Source organism: Pantoea cypripedii, from assembly GCF_011395035.1.
Lineage (GTDB): Bacteria > Pseudomonadota > Gammaproteobacteria > Enterobacterales > Enterobacteriaceae > Pantoea > Pantoea cypripedii_A.
Genome location: NZ_CP024768.1, coordinates 2,239,328 through 2,259,398, shown reverse-complemented (window position 1 = coordinate 2,259,398; position 20,071 = coordinate 2,239,328). Strand labels below are relative to the sequence as shown.

Below are 20,071 nucleotides of genomic sequence, written 5' to 3'. Positions count from 1 at the left end.
TTTTAGGGGTGGGTTTCTGCGCCTAGCCTCGATATCCAAACCCAGGATATTTTCTCGTATTCACTTATCTTGCCTGTTCAGGGCGTAAATCCAGGGTAAATAGTGTGAGAAATGACACGATACTATCTAGCCACAATCCTAAAGAGTAACACCCAAAGAAAAACAAACATAACCTATTGAAAATGATCATTTTATGATCAATCATCAGATCGTTTTCGGGGACATATCCCCGTGTTGAACGGGTGAATGATAATGCTTAAAGATGATGAGTCTCATCCTGTGACATTCGCTTTCATGGGACATTCCGTTACGGCCTATCCAACTTTTATTCTTGTGGATGGCGTAAAGATCAGCCGTTCTCAACTGACATTCAGCTTTCAGTTAGCTTTAGCAAAAGCGATGCGGGAGAGTGAAGAAAATGGACGTGCAGAAGGCCAATAGAAAACCCCGCGCTGTGGCGGGGCGGTTAACATGAATATTTATGGTAGGGAGTCCACAACCGGGAGTAGGTCCTTTAGTGGCGGTGTATGAGTGTAACGCGCTGTAATGCCTAACCCCTGGGACTGGCTATGTCCCACCACGAATTGGACCAGTGAATAGTTCCCCACTGTGGCGATAGCATTAGAAATGAACGTATGCCTTAATGAGTGAACCCGCCTCTTTAGACCAAACTCATTCAGATCAGAGATCTGTAGCTCCCTCATCATATCAACCCAATCAAGTGTAACGCTTGTGTAGTTGGGGAGGTTACCGAATACAAGATCTGAATCCTTGATCGGGGCGATTTGGTTTAATAGCCCGGCCTCAATACTTTTATGGATCGGCACCTTACGCCGCGAATGATTAGTTTTACCTTCTTCTATGAAGATGTACCGTCGCCCTGTTTCCTCATCGAGTCTGATGTGTTCCTTTTTCAAATCGGCGATCTCAGAACGCCTGGCACCGGTATAGATCAACGTTAAAAAGTACCACTTGCGCCAATTGTCATCAGCCATGCCAAAGAATTTGTCTTTCAGGTGTTTTAACTCGCTGGCTGTGTAGTTCCCACCTCGGTTAGATTTCACCTCATACGTGATCCCATCGGTAGGCGACTTTTCAAGAATGTCTTTTTGATCGACAAGGTAAGTTTTGAGGATAGATCGCCATAGCTTCAGATGCTTGTGTACATGCTCCGATGTAATCAGATCGTCCTCTGGTGCGTCATACTCAATGCACTCTGACAAACTCATTCTGGAATATGGTAGTTTTGTTCTGGTGGGTAAGTTTGCCGTTACCTCAATCGATTCTCTGATGTGCTGTTTGGTGATCTGGTTCACCGGGATATCACCAACAACATGAAACAGCACCTCATAGAACCGCTGATTCTCATTAGCGGTCTGTTTACGCCATTTCTGGCCCTTATCCCTCACATACCCATTCCAAGCCTCAGATAAGGTCATACAGGAGGTTGTAGGGGCCTCTGAGGGGGAATCTTTAGCTTGTTCCTTAACCTTCTTAGATTTTGTGGGGGCTGGTGGCTCCTGTGCCTGTTCTGCTTCCTGTAGTTGTGCTTTCATTGCATCCACCAACTGGCGATAGCGGGCAAGCTCCCCGCTGTAAAATGCATGGTAAGCCTGTGACATCAGGGCCTGATTCATATCTACCTGACTTGCTACGGCGTTTATCTGCTCAAGGTCAGTTTCCCCAACCTCCAACTGCTTCAGTTTAAGGGCGGCAAGCATGGATCTGGCGGTCATATCATTGCCGCTGTACATATTCCCTGTGTAGTAATCAGCATATCCTTTCGCCTCTGTGGCCGTCTCCTGTGGGGATAATGGCTGGCCTGTAATTTGCTTGTGCATTCTCCCCAGCTCAGGAAGCCTTTGAGCCTCTTCCACACCGCCACGTAGCCAGTTAAGAAGGAATTCATCAAAATCTTTTTTGGTGGCAGTTCTGAAGCCCTGCAAGCGGCGTTTGAACTCATCCACACTCATAGAGCCATTCTGAACCAGGGGGATGAAAGGGCGCACCTGATTCATGAGTATTTCGGCTTGTTTATAGCTGTCTGTACCCAGAGAAATACGAACTAAACTAGTTGAATCATTTAGCCTAAAGTTCGTGTAGTATGTGCGGCCACGAATCATCGTGTGTGACAGTTTGTGTGACACATTGTTTGCCATGCTGTGTACCGTAAAATGGTTACATATCATAGGGTTAGTTGTGAGTTATAGCTAAACCCTTGTTTTATAGAAGTATATCTGACGTCTGGGAAGGCGACAACGAGGCAGCTCAATGAGCGAGAAACTACAGAAAGTATTAGCGCGTGCCGGTCATGGTTCGCGCCGTGAAATCGAAACCATGATTTCTGCCGGACGCGTCAGCGTTGATGGCAAACTGGCGACGCTGGGCGATCGCATCGAAAATGATAAATCCCTGAAGATCCGTATTGATGGCCACGTGGTTTCTATCGCGGAATCCACCACGGAAGTGTGCCGGGTGCTGGCGTATTACAAACCGGAAGGTGAGCTTTGCACCCGCAACGATCCGGAAGGTCGTCCGACGGTGTTTGACCGCCTGCCGCGCCTGCGTGGTTCGCGCTGGATTGCCGTGGGTCGTCTGGATGTGAATACCTGCGGCCTGCTGCTGTTCACCACCGATGGTGAACTGGCGAACCGCCTGATGCATCCGAGCCGTGAAGTTGAACGTGAATACGCGGTACGTGTGTTCGGTGAAGTCGGCGATGATAAAATTCGCCAGCTGAGCAAAGGCGTGCAGCTGGAAGACGGCCCTGCCGCGTTCAAAACCCTGCGTTTTGCCGGTGGTGAAGGTATCAACCAATGGTACAACGTTACGCTCACCGAAGGCCGTAACCGTGAAGTGCGTCGTTTATGGGAAGCGGTAGGCGTGCAGGTCAGTCGTCTGATGCGTGTGCGTTATGGTGATATTCAGCTGCCTAAAGGCCTGCCGCGTGGTGGCTGGATGGAGCTGGAGTTACCGGCGGTAAACTATCTGCGCACCCTGGTTGAGATGCCGGAAGAGACGGTGACCAAAGTCGCAGTGGAGAAAGATCGCCGTCGCACGAAAGCGAACCAGATTCGCCGTGCAGTGAAACGTCACAGCCAGGTCAGCAACTCGCCACGTCGTAGCAGTAAACGCGGTTCCTGATTGAAGAATTGACGCCGCTTTTGCGGCGTCAGTTGTTTTTACCAGTCAATGCCCTGCTGGGCCTGAATTCCGGCATCAAACGCGTGTTTTACCGGGCGCATCTCCGTCACGGTATCGGCCATCTCCAGCAATGTACGATGGCAGCCGCGACCGGTAATGATCACCGTTTGCTCCAGTGGCCGTTGCAGCAAGGCAGTCACCAATTCATCCAGATCCAGATAATCCATGCTGACCATGTAGGTGATCTCATCAAGAATCACCAGATCCAGTTGCGGGTCCGCCAGCATGCGTTGCGCGTGTTGCCACACCTGCTGGCAGGCAGTGGTATCCGTGGCCCGGTTCTGCGTTTCCCAGGTAAAGCCGGTAGCCATCACCTGAAATTCCACCCCATGCTGCTCCAGCAGATTACGCTCGCCGTTGGGCCATTCCCCTTTAATAAACTGAATTGCCGCGACTTTTTTACCATGACCACAGGCGCGTAAGGCGGTGCCAAATGCTGCCGTGGTTTTGCCTTTCCCATTACCGGTAAACACGATGAGGATGCCACGGGTTTCACTGGCGGCGGCGATACGGGCATCGACCTGTTCTTTTAAACGCTGCTGGCGTTGCTGATGACGTTGTTCACTCATGCGCTGGCCGGTCCGGGTTTGCGTCCTGGCTGCGCATCAAAACTGATGCCGGTTTTTCGTCTGCTATCATCACCCATTAAATAAAGGTAGAGCGGCATCAAATCAGCCGGGGTTTTCAGCAGCCTGGCGTCTTCGTCCGGGAAGGCGCTGGCGCGCATTTTGGTGCGAGTGCCGCCTGGATTGATGCAATTCACCCGTAAATGGCGATTTTTATATTCATCAGCCAATACCTGCATCATGCCCTCGGTGGCAAATTTTGACACGGCATAAGCCCCCCAGCCCGCACGGCCAACCCGGCCTACGCTGGAAGTGGTGAAGATCAGGGAGCCGGCATCGGATTTCAGCAGTAATGGCAGCAGGGCCTGGGTGAGAAAAAAAGTGGCATCAAGGTTAATTTGCATCACCTGACGCCAGATATGCGGCTCCAGTTCGGCAAGCGGCACAATTTCACCGAGAATGCCAGCGTTGTGCAGCACCCCATCAAGGCGCGGCACCTGCTGGGCCAGCTGTTGTGCCAGGTGCTGGCAGCTTTCTGGCGTGGCATGGGCGAAATCCAGCAGCAGGAATGAAGCAGGTTTTTTGTTGAGCCGATTGATCGCCTGCTCCGTTTGTTGCAGCGTATCCGGATTACGGCCCAGCAGGATCACCTGCGCGCCATAACGCGCATAGGTTAAGGCAGCTTCGCGGCCAATGCCGTCAGAAGCGCCGGTGACCAGGATAATACGATTTTCCAGCAGATCGCTTTTAGGTTGATAATGCACAGCGATGTCCTTTGCACAGGTCAGAAGGTTTTTGGGTTTTATGCCTCAAAATGGCGTTCGGTGCAATCGCTCAACCGTGCATTCTGTGCCGCCTGCAGGCAATTCAGGCGACGAACGTCAGCAAAGCGGGTAAACTCAGCCTTTGTCTGTAATTCACTGTTTAATAAGGCGGCAGAATGGATTTACTCTCCAGCTATGGATTATTTCTGGCCAAGGCCGTCACCGTGGTGGTGACGATCGCAGCTATTGTTCTGATTGTGCTCAATGCGGCGCTGCGTAAACGTCACAGCGGCGGTCAGCTGCGCTTAACCCATCTGGATGAAGACTACCGCCAGATGAAAGAAGATTTGCAGCTGGCGAAAATGAAGCCGCAGATGCAAAAAGTCTGGCTGAAACAGCATAAAAAAGACGAGAAGCAGAAAGCAAAAATCGCCAAACGCAATGCCAAAGCCGGTGTGGCGGAAGCGGAAAAACCGACGCTCTATGTGCTGGAATTTAAAGGCAGTATGGATGCCGGGGAAGTCAGTTCGCTGCGTGAAGAGATCTCCGCCGTGCTGGCAGTGGCCACTCCGGGCGATGAAGTGCTGCTGAAACTGGAAAGCCCCGGCGGGGTGGTGCACGGCTATGGCCTGGCGGCATCGCAGCTGCAACGGTTACGTGATGCGGGCCTGACGCTGACGGCAGCGGTCGATAAGGTCGCCGCCAGCGGTGGTTATATGATGGCGTGCGTGGCCGATCGCATTGTTGCGGCACCTTTCTCGATTGTTGGTTCGATCGGGGTTGTGGCGCAAATCCCCAATTTCAATCGTCTGCTGAAGCGTAACGATATCGATGTGGAGCTGCACACCGCGGGTCAGTACAAACGTACCCTGACGCTGTTTGGTGAAAATACCGATGAAGGGCGGGAAAAGTTTCGCGAAGATCTGAACGAAACGCATCAGCTGTTTAAAGATTTTGTCCATCAGATGCGCCCGACGCTCGATCTGGAGAAGGTCGCGACCGGTGAGCACTGGTATGGTCGCCAGGCATTGGATCTGGGTCTGGTTGACGAAATTGGCACCAGCGATGCGCTGATTATCCATCAGATGGATCGTTTTACCGTGCTCGGCGTGCACTATGCACGCAAACGCAAAATGATCGATCGCGTGACCCATAGCGCCAGCCTGGCAGCGGAGCGGGTAATTCTGAAAATGTGGCAGCGTGGCAATAAGCCGCTACTGTAAAACGACCCGGCTCCGGCCGGGTTTTTTTATTCCAGGTGATAGTGGGAAGAAAAGGTCACCGCCAGGTATTTGAACACGTTAAATACGGCAGTGGTTTTGGCCGTGGGTAAGCCTTGTTCATCAAGAAAGAACGGGCCGCGAAACACCAATACCTCGCCTTGCTGGAGGACCTCATTGGCTTCCATACCGGCGAAATAATCATCGTGTTCTTTGATAAGCAGATTGGCTTTTTCCAGTAACACCTGGCGTGAAATGGATTCCGTAAATGCTGACATTATTCACTCCTTTTTTGACAGTCACTTTTCTCCTTCTATATTACTTGCCAGCGAGTGGCAGGTGCAAATCCGTGGCAACAGACAAAACTGGCGCAAAATTAAACAGAGTGCTAATTAAGTTGCGTAACGGATTTTATCAGGTAGAGTGTGGGCGATTCAGATTTCAGGGAGATCACACCGGGATGTGTGATACTGTCAGATGGAAAACTCGCTCCTAATCATAAAGTTGCATAAGTCGATGCAATCTGACCTGAGATTGTCCCGGTTGCCTTGAAAAGTGAAAAAGTGGCAGCAATATTGAACCCATTGGGTTTTAGGGTCTCCAATCCTCTCCCGTTTATCAGGACGTTTCAATTAGGTAAAGGTACATATGGGTAAAGCACTCGTCATCGTTGAGTCCCCGGCAAAGGCCAAAACAATCAATAAATACCTCGGTAATGACTACGTGGTGAAATCCAGCGTCGGTCATATCCGTGATTTGCCGACCAGTGGTTCAACGACCCGTAAAAGTGCCGACGGGGAAAAAGCGAAACCCGCCGGTAAGAAGGTAAAGAAAGATGAAAAAGCCGCGCTGGTGAACCGCATGGGCGTGGATCCATGGCATGGCTGGCAGGCGGATTATCAAATTCTGCCTGGCAAAGAGAAGGTGGTTTCAGAACTGAAAAGCCTTGCTGCCGATGCTGACCACATCTATCTCGCAACCGACCTTGACCGCGAAGGGGAAGCCATTGCCTGGCATCTGCGCGAGGTTATCGGTGGCGACGACAAGCGTTTTAGCCGCGTGGTGTTTAACGAAATCACCAAAAATGCGATTCGTCAGGCGTTTGATAAACCGGGCGAACTGAATATCGAACGTGTTAATGCCCAGCAGGCGCGCCGTTTTATGGACCGTGTGGTGGGTTATATGGTTTCTCCACTGCTATGGAAGAAAATCGCCCGTGGCTTGTCTGCCGGTCGTGTGCAGTCAGTGGCGGTGCGTCTGGTCGTGGAGCGCGAGCGCGAAGTCAAAGCCTTCGTCCCGGAAGAATACTGGGAAATTGATGCTGACTTAGTCACGCCAAAAGGCGATGCGCTGGCAATGCAGGTGACGCATCAGGGTGATAAGGCGTTCCGCCCGGTTAACCGTGAACAGACCCATGCGGCGGTGGCATTGCTGCAGAAAGCCCGCTATGACGTGTTGGATCGTGAAGATAAACCGACCAGCAGCAAGCCTTCTGCGCCTTTTATTACATCAACCCTGCAACAGGCTGCCAGCACGCGTCTTGGCTTCGGTGTGAAGAAAACCATGATGATGGCACAGCGTCTATACGAAGCGGGCCACATTACTTATATGCGTACTGACTCCACCAACCTGAGTCAGGATGCTATCGCCATGGTACGCGGTTATATCGACCAGAATTTTGGTAAGAAATACCTGCCAGAGACAGCAAACACTTACGCCAGCAAAGATAATTCACAGGAAGCGCACGAAGCGATTCGCCCTTCTGATGTGGAGGTGGTGGCGGATAAACTGAAAGATATGGAAGCCGATGCGCAGAAGCTTTATCAGCTGATTTGGCGTCAGTTTGTTGCCTGCCAGATGGTGCCGGCTCAGTATGACTCCACCACGCTGACCGTTGGCGCGGCTGATTTCAAACTGAAAGCCAAAGGACGTACTTTGCGCTTTGATGGCTGGACTCGTGTCATGCCTGCGCTGCGTAAAAATGATGAAGATCTGACACTGCCGCCGGTGAATGTTGGCGATGTGCTGGATCTCAAAGAGTTGCTGCCGAGCCAGCACTTTACCAAGCCGCCAGCCCGTTTCAGCGAAGCTTCGCTGGTGCGTGAGCTGGAAAAACGGGGTATTGGCCGTCCTTCTACTTATGCATCCATTATCTCGACCATTCAGGATCGTGGTTATGTGCGGGTTGAGAACCGTCGCTTTTACGCGGAAAAGATGGGTGAAATCGTCACCGATCGTCTGGAAGAGAATTTCCGCGAGCTGATGAATTACGACTTCACCGCGCACATGGAAGATAGCCTCGACCAGGTGGCGAATAATCAGGCTGAATGGAAGGGCGTACTGGATTCTTTCTTTAGCGATTTCAGCCAGCAGCTGGATCAGGCCGAGAAAGAACCGGAAGAGGGCGGCATGCAGCCGAACCAGATGGTGCTGACTTCCATCGATTGCCCAACCTGCGGACGTAAGATGGGTATTCGCACTGCCAGCACCGGCGTATTTCTCGGATGCTCTGGTTATGCCTTGCCGCCGAAAGAGCGTTGTAAGCAGACCATCAACCTGATCCCGGAAAACGAAGTGCTGAACGTGCTGGAAGGCGATGATGCGGAAACCAACGCATTACGCGCCCGCCGCCGTTGCCAGAAATGCGGCACTGCGATGGACAGCTACCTGATTGATAATCAGCGCAAGTTGCATGTCTGTGGTAACAACCCGGAATGTGACGGCTACGAAATTGAGCAGGGCGAGTTCCGTATCAAAGGTTATGACGGCCCCATCGTTGAATGCGAAAAATGTGGTTCTGAAATGCACCTGAAAATGGGGCGTTTTGGTAAGTACATGGCCTGTACCAACGACGAGTGTAAAAACACCCGTAAAATCCTGCGTAACGGTGAAGTCGCGCCGCCGAAGGAAGATCCGGTGCCGTTGCCGGAACTGCAGTGCGAGAAATCGGATGCCTATTTCGTTTTGCGTGATGGCGCCGCGGGTGTGTTCCTGGCTGCCAATACCTTCCCGAAATCGCGCGAGACCCGTGCGCCGCTGGTGGAAGAGTTACAGCGTTTCGCCGACCGCCTGCCGGAAAAATTGAAATATCTGGCAGAAGCGCCTGCCGCCGATCCGGAAGGCAATAAAACGATGGTGCGCTTTAGCCGCAAGACTAAGCAGCAATACGTCGCCTCAGAAAAAGAAGGCAAAGCGACCGGCTGGTCCGCCTTCTATATCGACGGCAAATGGCAGCAAGCGAAGAAGTAATCTCCTCAAGGCCAGCGTTTGCTGGCCTTTTTCCCATCCTTATAGCTAATCGTTCTACATTCTTTCTTTAACTGATATAGTGGTTATAGATTTTACGTTTCGCTGACACGCATTCCCTGAAATACCTCAACCAGGGCGGAAACACGCTCATGGGGGATTGCTACTCTGTCGCCTACCGGGAAGATATAACTATGAAATTGCAGCAGTTGCGTTACATCGTTGAAGTGGTCAATCACAACCTCAATGTTTCTTCTACCGCAGAAGGCTTGTACACTTCGCAGCCGGGCATCAGTAAACAAGTCAGAATGCTGGAAGATGAATTGGGCGTGCAGATTTTTGCCCGCAGTGGCAAACATCTGACGCAGGTTACCCCAGCCGGCGAAGAAATCATCCGCATTGCCCGCGAAGTGTTATCCAAAGTTGATGCGATCAAATCGGTTGCCGGTGAGCATACCTGGCCGGATAAAGGTTCCCTCTACGTTGCGACCACCCATACTCAGGCACGTTATGCGCTGCCGGGAGTGATTAAAGGCTTTATAGAACGCTATCCACGCGTTTCCCTGCATATGCATCAAGGCTCGCCGACCCAGATTGCTGAAGCGGTTTCTAAAGGTAATGCCGACTTCGCTATTGCCACCGAGGCGCTGCATCTCTACGACGACCTGATTATGCTGCCGTGCTATCACTGGAACCGGGCGATAGTGGTGACGCCGGACCATCCGCTGGCAGGGAAAGCGCAGGTGACGATAGAGGAGCTGGCAGAGTTTCCGCTGGTGACTTACACCTTCGGCTTTACCGGACGCTCCGAACTGGATACCGCGTTTAATCGTGCGGGACTGACGCCCCGTATCGTCTTTACCGCTACCGATGCGGATGTCATCAAGACCTATGTCCGCCTGGGATTAGGTGTGGGGGTGATTGCCAGCATGGCGGTGGACCCGGTTTCCGACCCGGATTTAGTACGCATTGAAGCATCAGAGATCTTTACCAATAGCACCACCAAGATTGGTTTCAGACGCAGTACCTTCCTGCGTAGTTATATGTATGATTTTATTCAGCGTTTTGCTCCGCATCTGACCCGTGATGTGGTGGATACCGCCGTGGCATTGCGCTCCAATGAAGATATTGAAGCCATGTTCCGTGATATCAAGTTACCCTTCAAGTGATCCCCTAACTTGTTATTTTCCCGGGGTGCCTGGCTGGCACCCTCAGATTTTTCCTTACTTAGCGCCATCCGTAGCTCAAAAATTTTCATTATTTTTTTGTAAATGAAACATCGGTCACATGTTTTTTCATTGTTAGTTCTTAAATGCGAATTAGTACACATTTTTTACTTTACCGCTTTGCGAGATCCCAGGAATATTCCCATACTCCAGTTAAGAGTTGATGGGAAAGGGCTTTTTATCTGGCCCGGTAAATTAAGGTTGAATTAAGATTGGATCTAATTTTGATTTAACCCAAATTTACAATGTAACTTTTTAATTAATAGTTTGCTTAGTTATTAAATTTATCTCATCAGTTTCTGGCATTTTGATAAATAGCATTAATCGTTGTGCTCAATAAAAATAACTGGATTTTTGGTCTTAACGCGTTTAGGATTCGTCCTAAATCTTAATCGATGTCATCAATTGTTTTATTGAGAGTGATTATCAAAAACTATGGCTACGAGATTAACTGTACAACCGGATTTCCGGGCTAAAAGCACCAAGGTTGAGCGTTCAGGTAACATCCGTCGCAAAGCCTGGTTGACTGTCTTCGCTGCATCAGCCTTGTTCTGGGTAGTGGTGGCACTAATGATTTGGCGTATGTGGGGTTAAGCCATGTGGGCAAATACACTCAGTAGTAAATCTCAGGTTTCTGCACGTCAGCCGAACACGCCTGCGTGTAAAGCGAAAGATGCTGCCAGCACTGAACAGGATGGGGTGATTCCTTCATCGTGGGAACTGAGTGAAAAGCAGCGTCACTTTATTGAATCATTCATGGATCCGAAGTCCAAATAACGCAGGTCTGCGTTCTGCTCTTAAAATATCAACGATTAGTCCTTCTTTTCCGGGTTATCCGGCGGGCAATTTCAAAGCCCTTCCTTTAGCACTCAGCATATAAAAATGGTGTCATCAGCTCTGGCTGAGGACGTTATCCCTTTTTACCCGGAATCCGGGAGGGAGTGACTCTATGAATGCAACGACAACAATGTCATGGTTCAGCATATATGCCTTTTCATTCCTTTTTTGGGCCGCTGCCGTGTGGATGATAATGTAATCCAATAACTCAAATTGTTTCGCTTTTTAAATGCCTCGACCCATGGTCGGGGCATTTTTGTTGGTAATTAAATACCTGCCTGAATGTGTCAATTCGTGTTGTTATCAAAACGTTAACAAGAATGTGGTCTATCTTTAAGCTAAACCTTGTGGTTACTGAGGTTAAGAGAGCCATTATTCAGGAGGAGCTATGTCGACGTTACGCGAGCAGAGTCAGGAGACACTGAAAGTTGATAAAAATACCTGGCAGTATTACAGCCTGCAAAAAGCATCCCACCAGTTAGGTAATATCGATCGCCTGCCCAAATCAATGAAAGTTCTGCTGGAAAATCTGCTGCGCTGGCAGGATGAGGACTCGGTAACGGCGGATGACATTCAGGCGCTGGTGGCATGGCAAAAAGATGCTCATGCCGATCGTGAGATAGCTTACCGACCGGCACGGGTGCTGATGCAGGACTTTACCGGCGTACCCGCCGTGGTCGATTTGGCGGCGATGCGCGAAGCAGTAAAACGTCTTGGCGGCGATGTCGCAAAGGTGAATCCGCTTTCGCCGGTAGATTTAGTGATTGACCACTCGGTCACGGTTGACCACTTCGGTGACGATGAGGCTTTTGAGGAGAATGTCCGGTTAGAGATGGAACGTAACCATGAACGTTATGTTTTCCTGCGCTGGGGACAGAAAGCCTTTAATCGGTTTCGTGTCGTGCCACCGGGCACCGGTATTTGCCATCAGGTGAATCTTGAGTATCTCGGTAAATCCATCTGGCATGAAAACGTGGATGGCGAGGAAGTGGCTTATCCCGACACGCTGGTAGGCACTGATTCACACACCACCATGATTAACGCACTCGGCGTGCTGGGGTGGGGCGTGGGGGGTATCGAAGCGGAAGCCGCGATGCTCGGCCAGCCGGTGTCGATGCTTATTCCTGATGTGGTCGGCTTTAAACTTACCGGGAAATTGCGTCCCGGCATCACCGCAACCGATCTGGTCTTAACCGTTACGCAGATGCTGCGTAAACATGGCGTGGTTGGTAAGTTCGTCGAATTCTATGGAGATGGACTGGCGGATCTGCCATTGGCTGACCGGGCGACCATTGCCAATATGTCGCCGGAGTACGGTGCAACCTGCGGTTTCTTCCCGATTGATGATGTCACCCTGAGTTATATGACCCTGACGGGCCGCGATAGCGTGCAGGTACAACTGGTGGAAGCCTACGCCAAAGCGCAGGGGATGTGGCGTAACCCGGGAGATGAACCCATATTTACCAGCACCCTGGCGCTGGATATGAATGATGTGGAATCCAGCCTCGCCGGTCCAAAACGCCCGCAGGATCGTGTTTCTCTGGGTGATGTCCCTGCGGCTTTCGCCGCCAGTAATGAACTGGAATTAAATCAGGCACAGAAACCGCATAAAAGCGTCAGTTATCGCGACAGCGAAACCGGCGACAGCTATCAACTGGATGATGGGGCAGTGGTGATCTCCGCGATCACCTCCTGCACCAATACTTCGAATCCCAGCGTGCTGATGGCGGCAGGTTTGCTGGCGAAAAAAGCCGTTGAAAAAGGGCTGATGCGTAAACCCTGGGTGAAAGCGTCGCTGGCTCCAGGTTCTAAAGTGGTTTCTGATTATCTGGCCGTGGCCCAACTGACCCCTTACCTTGATGAGCTGGGCTTCAATCTGGTGGGCTACGGCTGTACCACCTGTATCGGTAACTCGGGGCCGTTGCCCGACAGCATCGAGAGCGCGATTAAAGAAGGCGATTTGACCGTCGGGGCTGTACTTTCGGGTAACCGTAACTTTGAGGGGCGTATCCATCCCCTGGTAAAAACCAACTGGCTGGCCTCGCCGCCGCTGGTGGTGGCTTATGCTCTGGCGGGTAATATGAAGGTCAATCTGCAAAGCGATCCCCTCGGCCAGGATCAGCGCGGCCATGATGTTTATCTGAAAGACATCTGGCCGTCGCCGGAAGAAATTGCCGAGGCGGTCCAGAAGGTGACCAGTGATATGTTCCATAAAGAGTATGCCGAAGTGTTTGATGGCACACCGGAATGGCAACAAATCAAGGTGAGCGAAGCCGCCACTTACGACTGGGATGAAGGTTCCACCTATATTCGGCTGTCACCGTTTTTTGACGATATGGAAAAAACACCCAAACCGGTGCAGGACATCACTGGCGCTCGTATTCTGGCGATGCTCGGTGATTCGGTCACCACCGACCACATCTCACCGGCCGGTAGTATCAAGGCGGAAAGTCCGGCGGGGCGTTATCTGCTGGCCCATGGCGTGGAGCGTAACGACTTCAACTCCTATGGCTCACGCCGTGGTAACCATGAGGTGATGATGCGCGGCACCTTTGCCAATATCCGTATCCGCAATGAGATGGTCCCTGGCGTGGAAGGGGGCTACACCAAACATTACCCCAGCAATGAGCAGCTGGCGATTTACGATGCCGCAATGAAGTATCAGCAGGAGGGTGTTGCGCTGGCGGTGATAGCTGGCAAGGAGTATGGCTCCGGCTCAAGCCGCGACTGGGCGGCAAAAGGGCCGCGCCTGCAAGGCGTGCGGGTGGTGATTGCCGAGTCGTTTGAGCGCATCCATCGTTCAAACCTGATTGGTATGGGGATTCTGCCGCTGGAATTCCCTCATGGAGTGACGCGCAAAACCTTAAAATTGACGGGCGAGGAGCATATTGATGTGGCAAACCTTGCGCAGCTAAAACCGGGCTGTACGGTTAACGTGACCCTGACCAGAGCTGATGGCAGCCGTGAAACGCTGGAGACGCGCTGTCGTATTGATACGGGGAATGAGCTGACCTATTACCAGAATGATGGCATTTTGCACTACGTCATTCGTAACATGCTGAACTAAGAAAAAGCCGGGATAATCCCGGCTTTTTTATTACGACTTCGGCAACAGATGCCCCATCTTTTCCGCTTTGGTATCGAGGTAATGGGCATTCTTTGGATTGCGACCGACGATTAACGGCACGCGCTCAACAATATTGATGCCAGCTTCGCTGAGAATCTCCACTTTACGCGGGTTGTTGGTCAGCAAGCGCACTTCATTGATCCCCAGCAGCTTGAACATATCAGCACACAAGGTGAAATCACGTTCATCTGCCGCGAAGCCCAACTGATGGTTGGCTTCTACGGTATCAAAGCCTTTATCCTGCAATGCATAGGCACGAATCTTGTTTAACAGGCCGATATTGCGACCTTCCTGACGATGATAAAGCAGCACACCGCGGCCTTCTTCGGCGATCGCCGTCAGCGCCGCTTCAAGCTGGAACCCGCAATCACAGCGCAGGCTGAATAAAGCATCACCCGTCAGACATTCAGAATGGACACGCGCCAGCACCGCAGTGTGATCGCTAACATCACCATAAACCAGCGCGACGTGGTCGTGGCCAGTTGCCAGTTCTTCAAAACCAACCATCAGGAAATCTCCCCATGGCGTGGGCAGTTTGGCTTCTGCTACCCGTTTAAGCTGCATGTGACTCTCCAGAACCTTCATAGGATGCGCTATCATCATGATAACGCATGGGCCTGTGTGGCCCCAAAACTGACAATATTGTGCCACAACCTGACATCAGGCAGTTAATCAGTCAGAGTTATTGTAGTGATAAAGCACAATTATCTAAGCCGCAATGGTTATGTTATTCTTTTTTCAGCTAAAGTTATGCATTGCACAGTATGTTACGCGGTTGTAAGGGAAGGTGGATGTTAAAGATCGTACAACGCACGACGTTTGGGGCGTTTTTATTGCTGATAATGCCACTGAGCGTCTGGCTTTCTGGCTGGCAGTGGCAGCCTGGATCCCATGGTGCGCTGTTGAAATTCCTGTTCTGGATGACGGAAACGGTCACCAGCCCCTGGGGAACGCTCACCAGCCTGCTTCTCAGCGCCTGGGTATTATGGTGTCTGCGTTTCCGTCTCAGGCCCGCTATTTTGCTGCTCATCATCATGAATGGCGCTATCCTCACGGGTCAGTACACTAAATCCTTTATTAAAGATCAGGTGCAGGAGCCTCGTCCCTACGTGATGTGGCTGGCAAAAAGTCATGGTCTCGATGAACGCCAGTTTTACGCGCTAAAACGTAAGCAGCGCAGTCAGGTGGTAGAGCAGCTGTTGGCAGACGATACGACGTTGCCAGGCTGGTTAAAAAAACACTGGGCATTTGAAACGGGTTTTGCCTTTCCTTCCGGTCATACCCTGTTTGCTGCCAGCTGGGCGTTGCTGATGATGGGTCTGCTGTGGCCGCGTCGTCATACTCTGACCATCGTGGCGGTGTTTGTCTGGGCCAGCCTGGTGATGGGCAGCCGCCTGCTGCTGGGGATGCATTGGCCGCGTGATTTGGTGATGGCAACGCTGATTTCCTGGTTGCTGGTGACGGTGGCAATATGGCTGGCACAGCGGTTTTGTGGTCCTCTCACTGTACCGCCGCCGGAAGCAAAAGAGATTGCACAGCGGGACGACGGATTGTAATTTTCCCATTCAACCCCATATTATTGATTGCACTTGCGTAAATCAGGCCGTTTGATGCGGTGATAGCAGCATCGGCGTCGCTTTTTTGGCATACTTCTACTGGATAACCTCAGACAGGATGCATTGTGAAATATTTGCTGATTTTTCTCGTGGTATTGGTCATTTTCATCATCTCCGTTACGCTTGGAGCGCATAACGACCAAATCATCACTTTTAACTATCTGCTGGCGCAGGGCGAATTTCGTATTTCAACATTGCTGGCTGGGTTGTTTGGTGCCGGATTTGTGCTCGGATGGGCAATTTGTGGGCTGTTCTGGTTACGATTACGGGTATCGCTGGCACACGCGCAGCGCAAACTGAAACGTATGCAGGCGCAGAATGAACAATCGACTGCGGTGACCACGTCGTCTTCCGCCGGTCGTCGGGATTAAGCTTCGATGCTTGAATTGCTGTTTCTGCTTCTTCCTGTCGCTGCAGCGTATGGCTGGTATATGGGCCGACGCAGTGCACAACAGGATAAGCAACAGGAAGCCAACCGCCTGTCGCGTGAATACGTTACAGGGGTTAACTTTCTGCTATCTAACCAACAGGACAAGGCTGTTGACCTCTTTCTCGACATGCTGAAAGAGGATAGTGGCACGGTTGAGGCCCACCTTACACTGGGTAACCTGTTTCGTTCCCGCGGTGAAGTTGATCGCGCCATCCGCATTCACCAATCATTAATGGAAAGTGCCTCACTCAGCTATGAACAGCGTTTGCTGGCGATACAACAGCTCGGTCGCGATTATATGGCTGCTGGCTTGTATGACCGTGCGGAAGATATGTTCAGCCAGCTGGTTGATGAGACCGATTTCCGTATTGGTGCATTGCAGCAGTTGCTGTTGATCCATCAGGCAACCAGTGACTGGCAGCAGGCGATTGAGGTGGCTGAGAAGCTGGTTAAGTTGGGCAAGGATAAGCAGAAGGGGGAAATTTCTCACTTCTATTGTGAACTGGCGCTGCAGGCGCTCAGCAGTGATGATCTTGATCGTGCGATGTCGCTGCTGAAAAAAGGCGAAGCGGCGGATCGACAGAGTGCGCGTGTTTCAATTATGACCGGCCGCATCCTGATGGAGCAGGGCGAATACGCGAAAGCGGTGGAACGTCTGCAACGGGTGCTGGAGCAGGATAAAGAGCTGGTAAGCGAAACTTTGCCGATGCTGGAAACCTGCTATCAACGTATGGAAGAGCCTGAACAATGGGCGCAGTTCCTGCAGCGTTGTGTGGAGGAGAATACCGGAGCGGCGGCAGAGCTTTATCTCGCCGATATCATTGAGCAGCAGCAAGGCCCTGAAGCGGCACAGTTGTACATCAATCGCCAGCTGCAACGCCATCCGACCATGCGAGTGTTCCATCGCCTGATGGATTTTCACCTGCATGAAGCGGAAGATGGCCGCGCTAAAGAAAGTCTGATGGTCTTGCGCGATATGGTTGGCGAGCAGATTCGCACCAAGCCGCGCTATCGTTGCCAGAAATGTGGCTTCACCGCGCATGCGCTTTACTGGCACTGTCCATCCTGCCGCGCCTGGTCTTCAGTAAAACCTATTCGTGGACTTGACGGCCAGTAATGGTCGTCATTATAAAAAAAATAGCGATATAGTTACAACATACAAATGGCAGCTCCACATTGACAAGCTCTGGCCAAGTGATGCCAGCAGCCAATCAGGGGGTTAATCGCAGTACTGCGATTGTCGTCACCAGGACACGCAGGTAGAATGCTTGCCGTTTGTCTAACGCGCCTGCGGGTGCCTGTAACTGAGGAAACGTTATGCCTGTTACCACTTCACCTATTCTGGTGGCACTCGACTATCATAATCTCGACAGCGCACTGCAATTTGTCGATCGGATCGACCCCAGCCAATGCCGTCTGAAAGTTGGCAAAGAGATGTTCACGCTGTTTGGCCCATCGCTGGTAAAAACGCTACAGGCGCGTGGTTTCGAGATTTTCCTCGACCTCAAATTTCATGATATCCCTAACACCACGGCACATGCCGTTGCTGCGGCAGCGGATTTGGGCGTGTGGATGGTGAATGTGCACGCCAGCGGCGGGGCGCGCATGATGAATGCGGCGCGTGAGGCGCTGGTGTCATATGGTAACGATGCTCCATTGTTGATTGCCGTAACGGTACTGACCAGCATGGATGAAGAGGATCTCAAAGGTCTGGGTATTACTCTGTCACCGGCGGCGCAGGCAGAACGTCTGGCGCGCCTGACACATGATTGCGGTCTTGATGGCGTGGTCTGCTCCGCTCAGGAAGCCGCGCATTTTAAGCAGGTGATTGGCAGGGATTTTGCGCTGGTCACGCCGGGTATTCGTCCGGCAGGCAGCGATGCGGGCGATCAGCGTCGCATTATGACACCGCAGCAGGCAAAGCAGGCTGGGGTTGATTATATGGTGATTGGGCGTCCGATCACCCAATCAGCCGATCCTGCGGCGACATTGCAGCAAATTCTGCGCAGTTTACAGGAGGGCTAATGGCTCAGGACAATCCGCTGGTTTATTCCACCGAAACCGGGCGTATTACACCCGCTGAAGAGAAAGCACAGCGGCCGAAAGGCGATGGCGTGGTGCGTATTCAGCGCCAGACCAGTGGTCGCAAAGGTAAGGGCGTCTGCCTGATAACCGGTGTCGACCTGGATGATGATGCGTTAGCGAAACTGGCTGCCGAACTGAAGAAAAAGTGTGGCTGTGGTGGCGCAGTGAAAGATGGCGTGATTGAAATTCAGGGCGACAAGCGCGATCTGCTTAAATCGTTGCTGGAAGCCAAAGGGATGAAAGTGAAACTCGCTGGCGGCTAAATAAAAGCAGGGCCACTCAATGAGTGGCCCTGTACTGTAGATGCGCTGCGTAGCCTTATATTATGTAGGGTCCTTTAGTGGACCTGATGGCCGATAATGCCACCCACTGCGGCACCACCAATGGTACCCAATGCACTGCCGTTAGTCAGAACCGAACCACCAATCGCGCCAGCACCCGCACCGATGGCGGTGTTACGATCGCGTTTGGACCAGTTTGAACAACCGCTCAGGGTGATAACTAAAGTGGTCGCCAGTACGGCTGCGGTCAGACGTTTCATTGTTGTTGTCATAAACTTCTCCTTGATTGTACATACAGAGGCAACCCTTAAAGTATAGGCGTTGCTCCCTGAAACTGTTTCACACCGTTATGTCATCACGGTCCTCATCCTTAAGCCTGCAATCCGCAGCCCGAATGCGAAAACAGCGTGTTAACCTTGCCGCAGGGGAGCAAAAGCGCTCCACGGTTGGCTGGGGACAAGTCTAATCATTACGGAATTTTTCCGAAGATAGAAAACTCCTAATTCACGCCACATTTTTACGCCCTCAGCCACTTTCCGCTGCTTTTACAGCCATTCCCTCCATAACGTTTTTGCCGCAGGCTTTGCACAATTTCTCCATCACATCTTGCTGGAGAAAAAACATGCTGGAAGCGTTGAAACAACAGGTACTGGAAGCCAATCTGGATTTACCACGTTATAACCTGGTGACCTTTACCTGGGGCAATGTCAGTGCTATCGACCGTGCCAGCGGCTTACTGGTGATCAAACCTTCCGGGGTGAAATACGCCAACATGCAGCGCGACGACATGGTGGTGGTGGAACTGGAAAGCGGCAAGGTGGTGGAGGGGAAAATGCGCCCATCATCAGATACCGCAACGCACCGTGCGCTGTATCTTGCCTGGCCGGATATTGGCGGTATCGTGCATACCCATTCGCGTCACGCTACCATCTGGGCGCAGGCCGGGCGGGATATCCCGGCCTGGGGAACCACTCATGCTGACGATTTCTATGGCACCATTCCCTGCACCCGGGCGATGGAGCGGGAAGAAATTGAACAGGAGTATGAGTGGAACACCGGGCAGGTGATCATCGAAACTTTCGCTAAACGCGAGATCGCCCCGACGGCCATCCCTGCCGCGTTAGTCAATTCTCATGGCCCCTTTGCCTGGGGTAAAGATGCCGATGCCGCCGTACATAGCGCGGTGGTGCTGGAAGAAGTCGCCTATATGGCGCTGCATACGGAACAGCTACGTCAGGAGCTACCCTCAATCTCACAAACCCTGCTGGACCTGCACTACCTGAGAAAGCACGGCAAAAATGCCTGGTATGGGCAGAAGTGACAAACACTGACAGGGCGCCATCTGGCGCCCTTTTTTATCGGCCAAATCGAACTGGTATGGCGAGCATGATCAAAAAATAAAATGATAAACCAATAAAAATAAAACAACGTTTCATAAATACATTAGGGATCACTTTTTTGCCAGTCTG

Annotated in this window: 19 protein-coding genes; 13 read left to right on the top strand and 6 right to left on the bottom strand. The window is 51.6% G+C overall.

Annotation, left to right across the window (positions count from 1 at the left end; genetic code table 11):
• The first annotated feature begins 252 nt into the window (after positions 1-252).
• On the top strand, positions 253-441 hold the full coding sequence (locus tag CUN67_RS10490) for a hypothetical protein (protein WP_208715236.1): 189 nt from the start codon (positions 253-255) through the stop codon (positions 439-441).
• 38 nt (positions 442-479) lie between these two features.
• Here CUN67_RS10490 and CUN67_RS10485 read toward each other — a convergent pair whose 3' ends face one another.
• The gene (locus CUN67_RS10485) at positions 480-2,159 is read right to left on the bottom strand and encodes a site-specific integrase (RefSeq protein ID WP_208715234.1); all 1,680 of its coding nucleotides are present in this window, start codon (positions 2,157-2,159) and stop codon (positions 480-482) included.
• Between the two features lie 112 nt (positions 2,160-2,271).
• Between CUN67_RS10485 and rluB the strand changes: the two genes are divergently transcribed.
• Positions 2,272-3,144 (top strand): 23S rRNA pseudouridine(2605) synthase RluB, encoded by an 873-nt coding sequence (gene rluB / locus CUN67_RS10480; protein ID WP_208715232.1) that lies wholly within the window; start codon positions 2,272-2,274, stop codon positions 3,142-3,144.
• A gap of 38 nt (positions 3,145-3,182) precedes the next feature.
• Here the strand turns inward: rluB and cobO are convergent, their stop codons facing one another.
• Complete coding sequence (cobO, locus tag CUN67_RS10475) at positions 3,183-3,773, bottom strand: cob(I)yrinic acid a,c-diamide adenosyltransferase (protein ID WP_208715230.1); 591 nt, start codon at positions 3,771-3,773, stop codon at positions 3,183-3,185.
• Positions 3,770-4,534 carry a YciK family oxidoreductase gene (locus CUN67_RS10470; protein ID WP_208715228.1) on the bottom strand — a complete coding sequence of 255 codons (765 nt, stop codon included), beginning with the start codon at positions 4,532-4,534 and terminating at the stop codon, positions 3,770-3,772. The genes cobO and CUN67_RS10470 overlap by 4 nt, the downstream gene beginning before the upstream one ends.
• A 176-nt stretch (positions 4,535-4,710) precedes the next feature.
• Here CUN67_RS10470 and sohB point away from each other — a divergent pair, with 176 nt between their 5' ends.
• Complete coding sequence (gene sohB / locus CUN67_RS10465; protein ID WP_208715227.1) at positions 4,711-5,757, top strand: protease SohB; 1,047 nt, start codon at positions 4,711-4,713, stop codon at positions 5,755-5,757.
• Positions 5,758-5,783: 26 nt separating this feature from the next.
• Here the strand turns inward: sohB and CUN67_RS10460 are convergent, their stop codons facing one another.
• The gene (locus tag CUN67_RS10460) at positions 5,784-6,032 is read right to left on the bottom strand and encodes a DUF2498 family protein (RefSeq protein ID WP_208715225.1); all 249 of its coding nucleotides are present in this window, start codon (positions 6,030-6,032) and stop codon (positions 5,784-5,786) included.
• A 370-nt stretch (positions 6,033-6,402) separates the two neighbouring features.
• On the opposite strand from CUN67_RS10460, the gene topA reads away from it, so the two are divergent.
• The 4 genes from topA (at position 6,403) to acnA (ending at position 14,130) form a co-directional block, all read left to right on the top strand.
• Complete coding sequence (gene topA, locus CUN67_RS10455) at positions 6,403-9,003, top strand: type I DNA topoisomerase (RefSeq protein WP_208715222.1); 2,601 nt, start codon at positions 6,403-6,405, stop codon at positions 9,001-9,003.
• Positions 9,004-9,194: 191 nt separating this feature from the next.
• Positions 9,195-10,169 carry an HTH-type transcriptional regulator CysB gene (cysB, locus tag CUN67_RS10450; RefSeq protein ID WP_021183095.1) on the top strand — a complete coding sequence of 325 codons (975 nt, stop codon included), beginning with the start codon at positions 9,195-9,197 and terminating at the stop codon, positions 10,167-10,169.
• Positions 10,170-10,661: 492 nt separating this feature from the next.
• Positions 10,662-10,820, top strand: coding sequence for a YmiA family putative membrane protein (locus CUN67_RS10445; protein WP_013509244.1), 159 nt, complete (start codon positions 10,662-10,664; stop codon positions 10,818-10,820).
• A 631-nt stretch (positions 10,821-11,451) separates the two neighbouring features.
• The gene (acnA, locus tag CUN67_RS10440) at positions 11,452-14,130 is read left to right on the top strand and encodes an aconitate hydratase AcnA (RefSeq protein ID WP_208715221.1); all 2,679 of its coding nucleotides are present in this window, start codon (positions 11,452-11,454) and stop codon (positions 14,128-14,130) included.
• 30 nt (positions 14,131-14,160) lie between these two features.
• On the opposite strand, the gene ribA is transcribed toward acnA, so the two are convergent.
• Positions 14,161-14,754, bottom strand: a complete 594-nt coding sequence (gene ribA, locus CUN67_RS10435) for a GTP cyclohydrolase II (RefSeq protein WP_084875096.1) — start codon at positions 14,752-14,754, stop codon at positions 14,161-14,163.
• Positions 14,755-14,981: 227 nt separating this feature from the next.
• On the opposite strand from ribA, the gene pgpB reads away from it, so the two are divergent.
• The 5 genes from pgpB (at position 14,982) to yciH (ending at position 18,584) form a co-directional block, all read left to right on the top strand.
• Positions 14,982-15,746: a phosphatidylglycerophosphatase B gene (pgpB, locus tag CUN67_RS10430; protein WP_208715220.1), complete on the top strand. Its 765-nt coding sequence runs from the start codon at positions 14,982-14,984 to the stop codon at positions 15,744-15,746.
• 125 nt (positions 15,747-15,871) lie between these two features.
• Complete coding sequence (locus tag CUN67_RS10425) at positions 15,872-16,177, top strand: LapA family protein (protein ID WP_208715219.1); 306 nt, start codon at positions 15,872-15,874, stop codon at positions 16,175-16,177.
• Positions 16,178-16,183: 6 nt separating this feature from the next.
• Positions 16,184-17,353 (top strand): lipopolysaccharide assembly protein LapB, encoded by a 1,170-nt coding sequence (lapB, locus tag CUN67_RS10420; RefSeq protein WP_208715218.1) that lies wholly within the window; start codon positions 16,184-16,186, stop codon positions 17,351-17,353.
• A gap of 200 nt (positions 17,354-17,553) precedes the next feature.
• Entirely contained in the window at positions 17,554-18,261 is a 708-nt protein-coding gene (gene pyrF, locus CUN67_RS10415; protein WP_208715217.1) for an orotidine-5'-phosphate decarboxylase, read from the top strand.
• Positions 18,261-18,584 (top strand): stress response translation initiation inhibitor YciH, encoded by a 324-nt coding sequence (gene yciH / locus CUN67_RS10410; protein ID WP_208715215.1) that lies wholly within the window; start codon positions 18,261-18,263, stop codon positions 18,582-18,584. Before pyrF ends, yciH begins: the two co-directional genes overlap by 1 nt.
• 74 nt (positions 18,585-18,658) lie before the next feature.
• Here yciH and osmB read toward each other — a convergent pair whose 3' ends face one another.
• Positions 18,659-18,874 carry an osmotically-inducible lipoprotein OsmB gene (gene osmB, locus CUN67_RS10405; RefSeq protein WP_208715214.1) on the bottom strand — a complete coding sequence of 72 codons (216 nt, stop codon included), beginning with the start codon at positions 18,872-18,874 and terminating at the stop codon, positions 18,659-18,661.
• Between the two features lie 350 nt (positions 18,875-19,224).
• On the opposite strand from osmB, the gene araD reads away from it, so the two are divergent.
• Positions 19,225-19,923 carry an L-ribulose-5-phosphate 4-epimerase gene (gene araD, locus CUN67_RS10400; RefSeq protein WP_208715212.1) on the top strand — a complete coding sequence of 233 codons (699 nt, stop codon included), beginning with the start codon at positions 19,225-19,227 and terminating at the stop codon, positions 19,921-19,923.
• Positions 19,924-20,071: the final 148 nt, after the last annotated feature.

What these genes read in the sequence shown, in the direction of transcription:
- CUN67_RS10490 (WP_208715236.1), top strand. Translation starts at nt 253, where the DNA reads ATGCTTAAAGATGATGAGTCTCATCCTGTGACATTCGCTTTCATGGGA.
- CUN67_RS10485 (WP_208715234.1), bottom strand. Translation starts at nt 2,159, where the DNA reads ATGGCAAACAATGTGTCACACAAACTGTCACACACGATGATTCGTGGC.
- rluB (WP_208715232.1), top strand. Translation starts at nt 2,272, where the DNA reads ATGAGCGAGAAACTACAGAAAGTATTAGCGCGTGCCGGTCATGGTTCG.
- cobO (WP_208715230.1), bottom strand. Translation starts at nt 3,773, where the DNA reads ATGAGTGAACAACGTCATCAGCAACGCCAGCAGCGTTTAAAAGAACAG.
- sohB (WP_208715227.1), top strand. Translation starts at nt 4,711, where the DNA reads ATGGATTTACTCTCCAGCTATGGATTATTTCTGGCCAAGGCCGTCACC.
- CUN67_RS10460 (WP_208715225.1), bottom strand. Translation starts at nt 6,032, where the DNA reads ATGTCAGCATTTACGGAATCCATTTCACGCCAGGTGTTACTGGAAAAA.
- topA (WP_208715222.1), top strand. Translation starts at nt 6,403, where the DNA reads ATGGGTAAAGCACTCGTCATCGTTGAGTCCCCGGCAAAGGCCAAAACA.
- cysB (WP_021183095.1), top strand. Translation starts at nt 9,195, where the DNA reads ATGAAATTGCAGCAGTTGCGTTACATCGTTGAAGTGGTCAATCACAAC.
- CUN67_RS10445 (WP_013509244.1), top strand. Translation starts at nt 10,662, where the DNA reads ATGGCTACGAGATTAACTGTACAACCGGATTTCCGGGCTAAAAGCACC.
- acnA (WP_208715221.1), top strand. Translation starts at nt 11,452, where the DNA reads ATGTCGACGTTACGCGAGCAGAGTCAGGAGACACTGAAAGTTGATAAA.
- ribA (WP_084875096.1), bottom strand. Translation starts at nt 14,754, where the DNA reads ATGCAGCTTAAACGGGTAGCAGAAGCCAAACTGCCCACGCCATGGGGA.
- pgpB (WP_208715220.1), top strand. Translation starts at nt 14,982, where the DNA reads ATGTTAAAGATCGTACAACGCACGACGTTTGGGGCGTTTTTATTGCTG.
- lapB (WP_208715218.1), top strand. Translation starts at nt 16,184, where the DNA reads ATGCTTGAATTGCTGTTTCTGCTTCTTCCTGTCGCTGCAGCGTATGGC.
- pyrF (WP_208715217.1), top strand. Translation starts at nt 17,554, where the DNA reads ATGCCTGTTACCACTTCACCTATTCTGGTGGCACTCGACTATCATAAT.
- yciH (WP_208715215.1), top strand. Translation starts at nt 18,261, where the DNA reads ATGGCTCAGGACAATCCGCTGGTTTATTCCACCGAAACCGGGCGTATT.
- osmB (WP_208715214.1), bottom strand. Translation starts at nt 18,874, where the DNA reads ATGACAACAACAATGAAACGTCTGACCGCAGCCGTACTGGCGACCACT.
- araD (WP_208715212.1), top strand. Translation starts at nt 19,225, where the DNA reads ATGCTGGAAGCGTTGAAACAACAGGTACTGGAAGCCAATCTGGATTTA.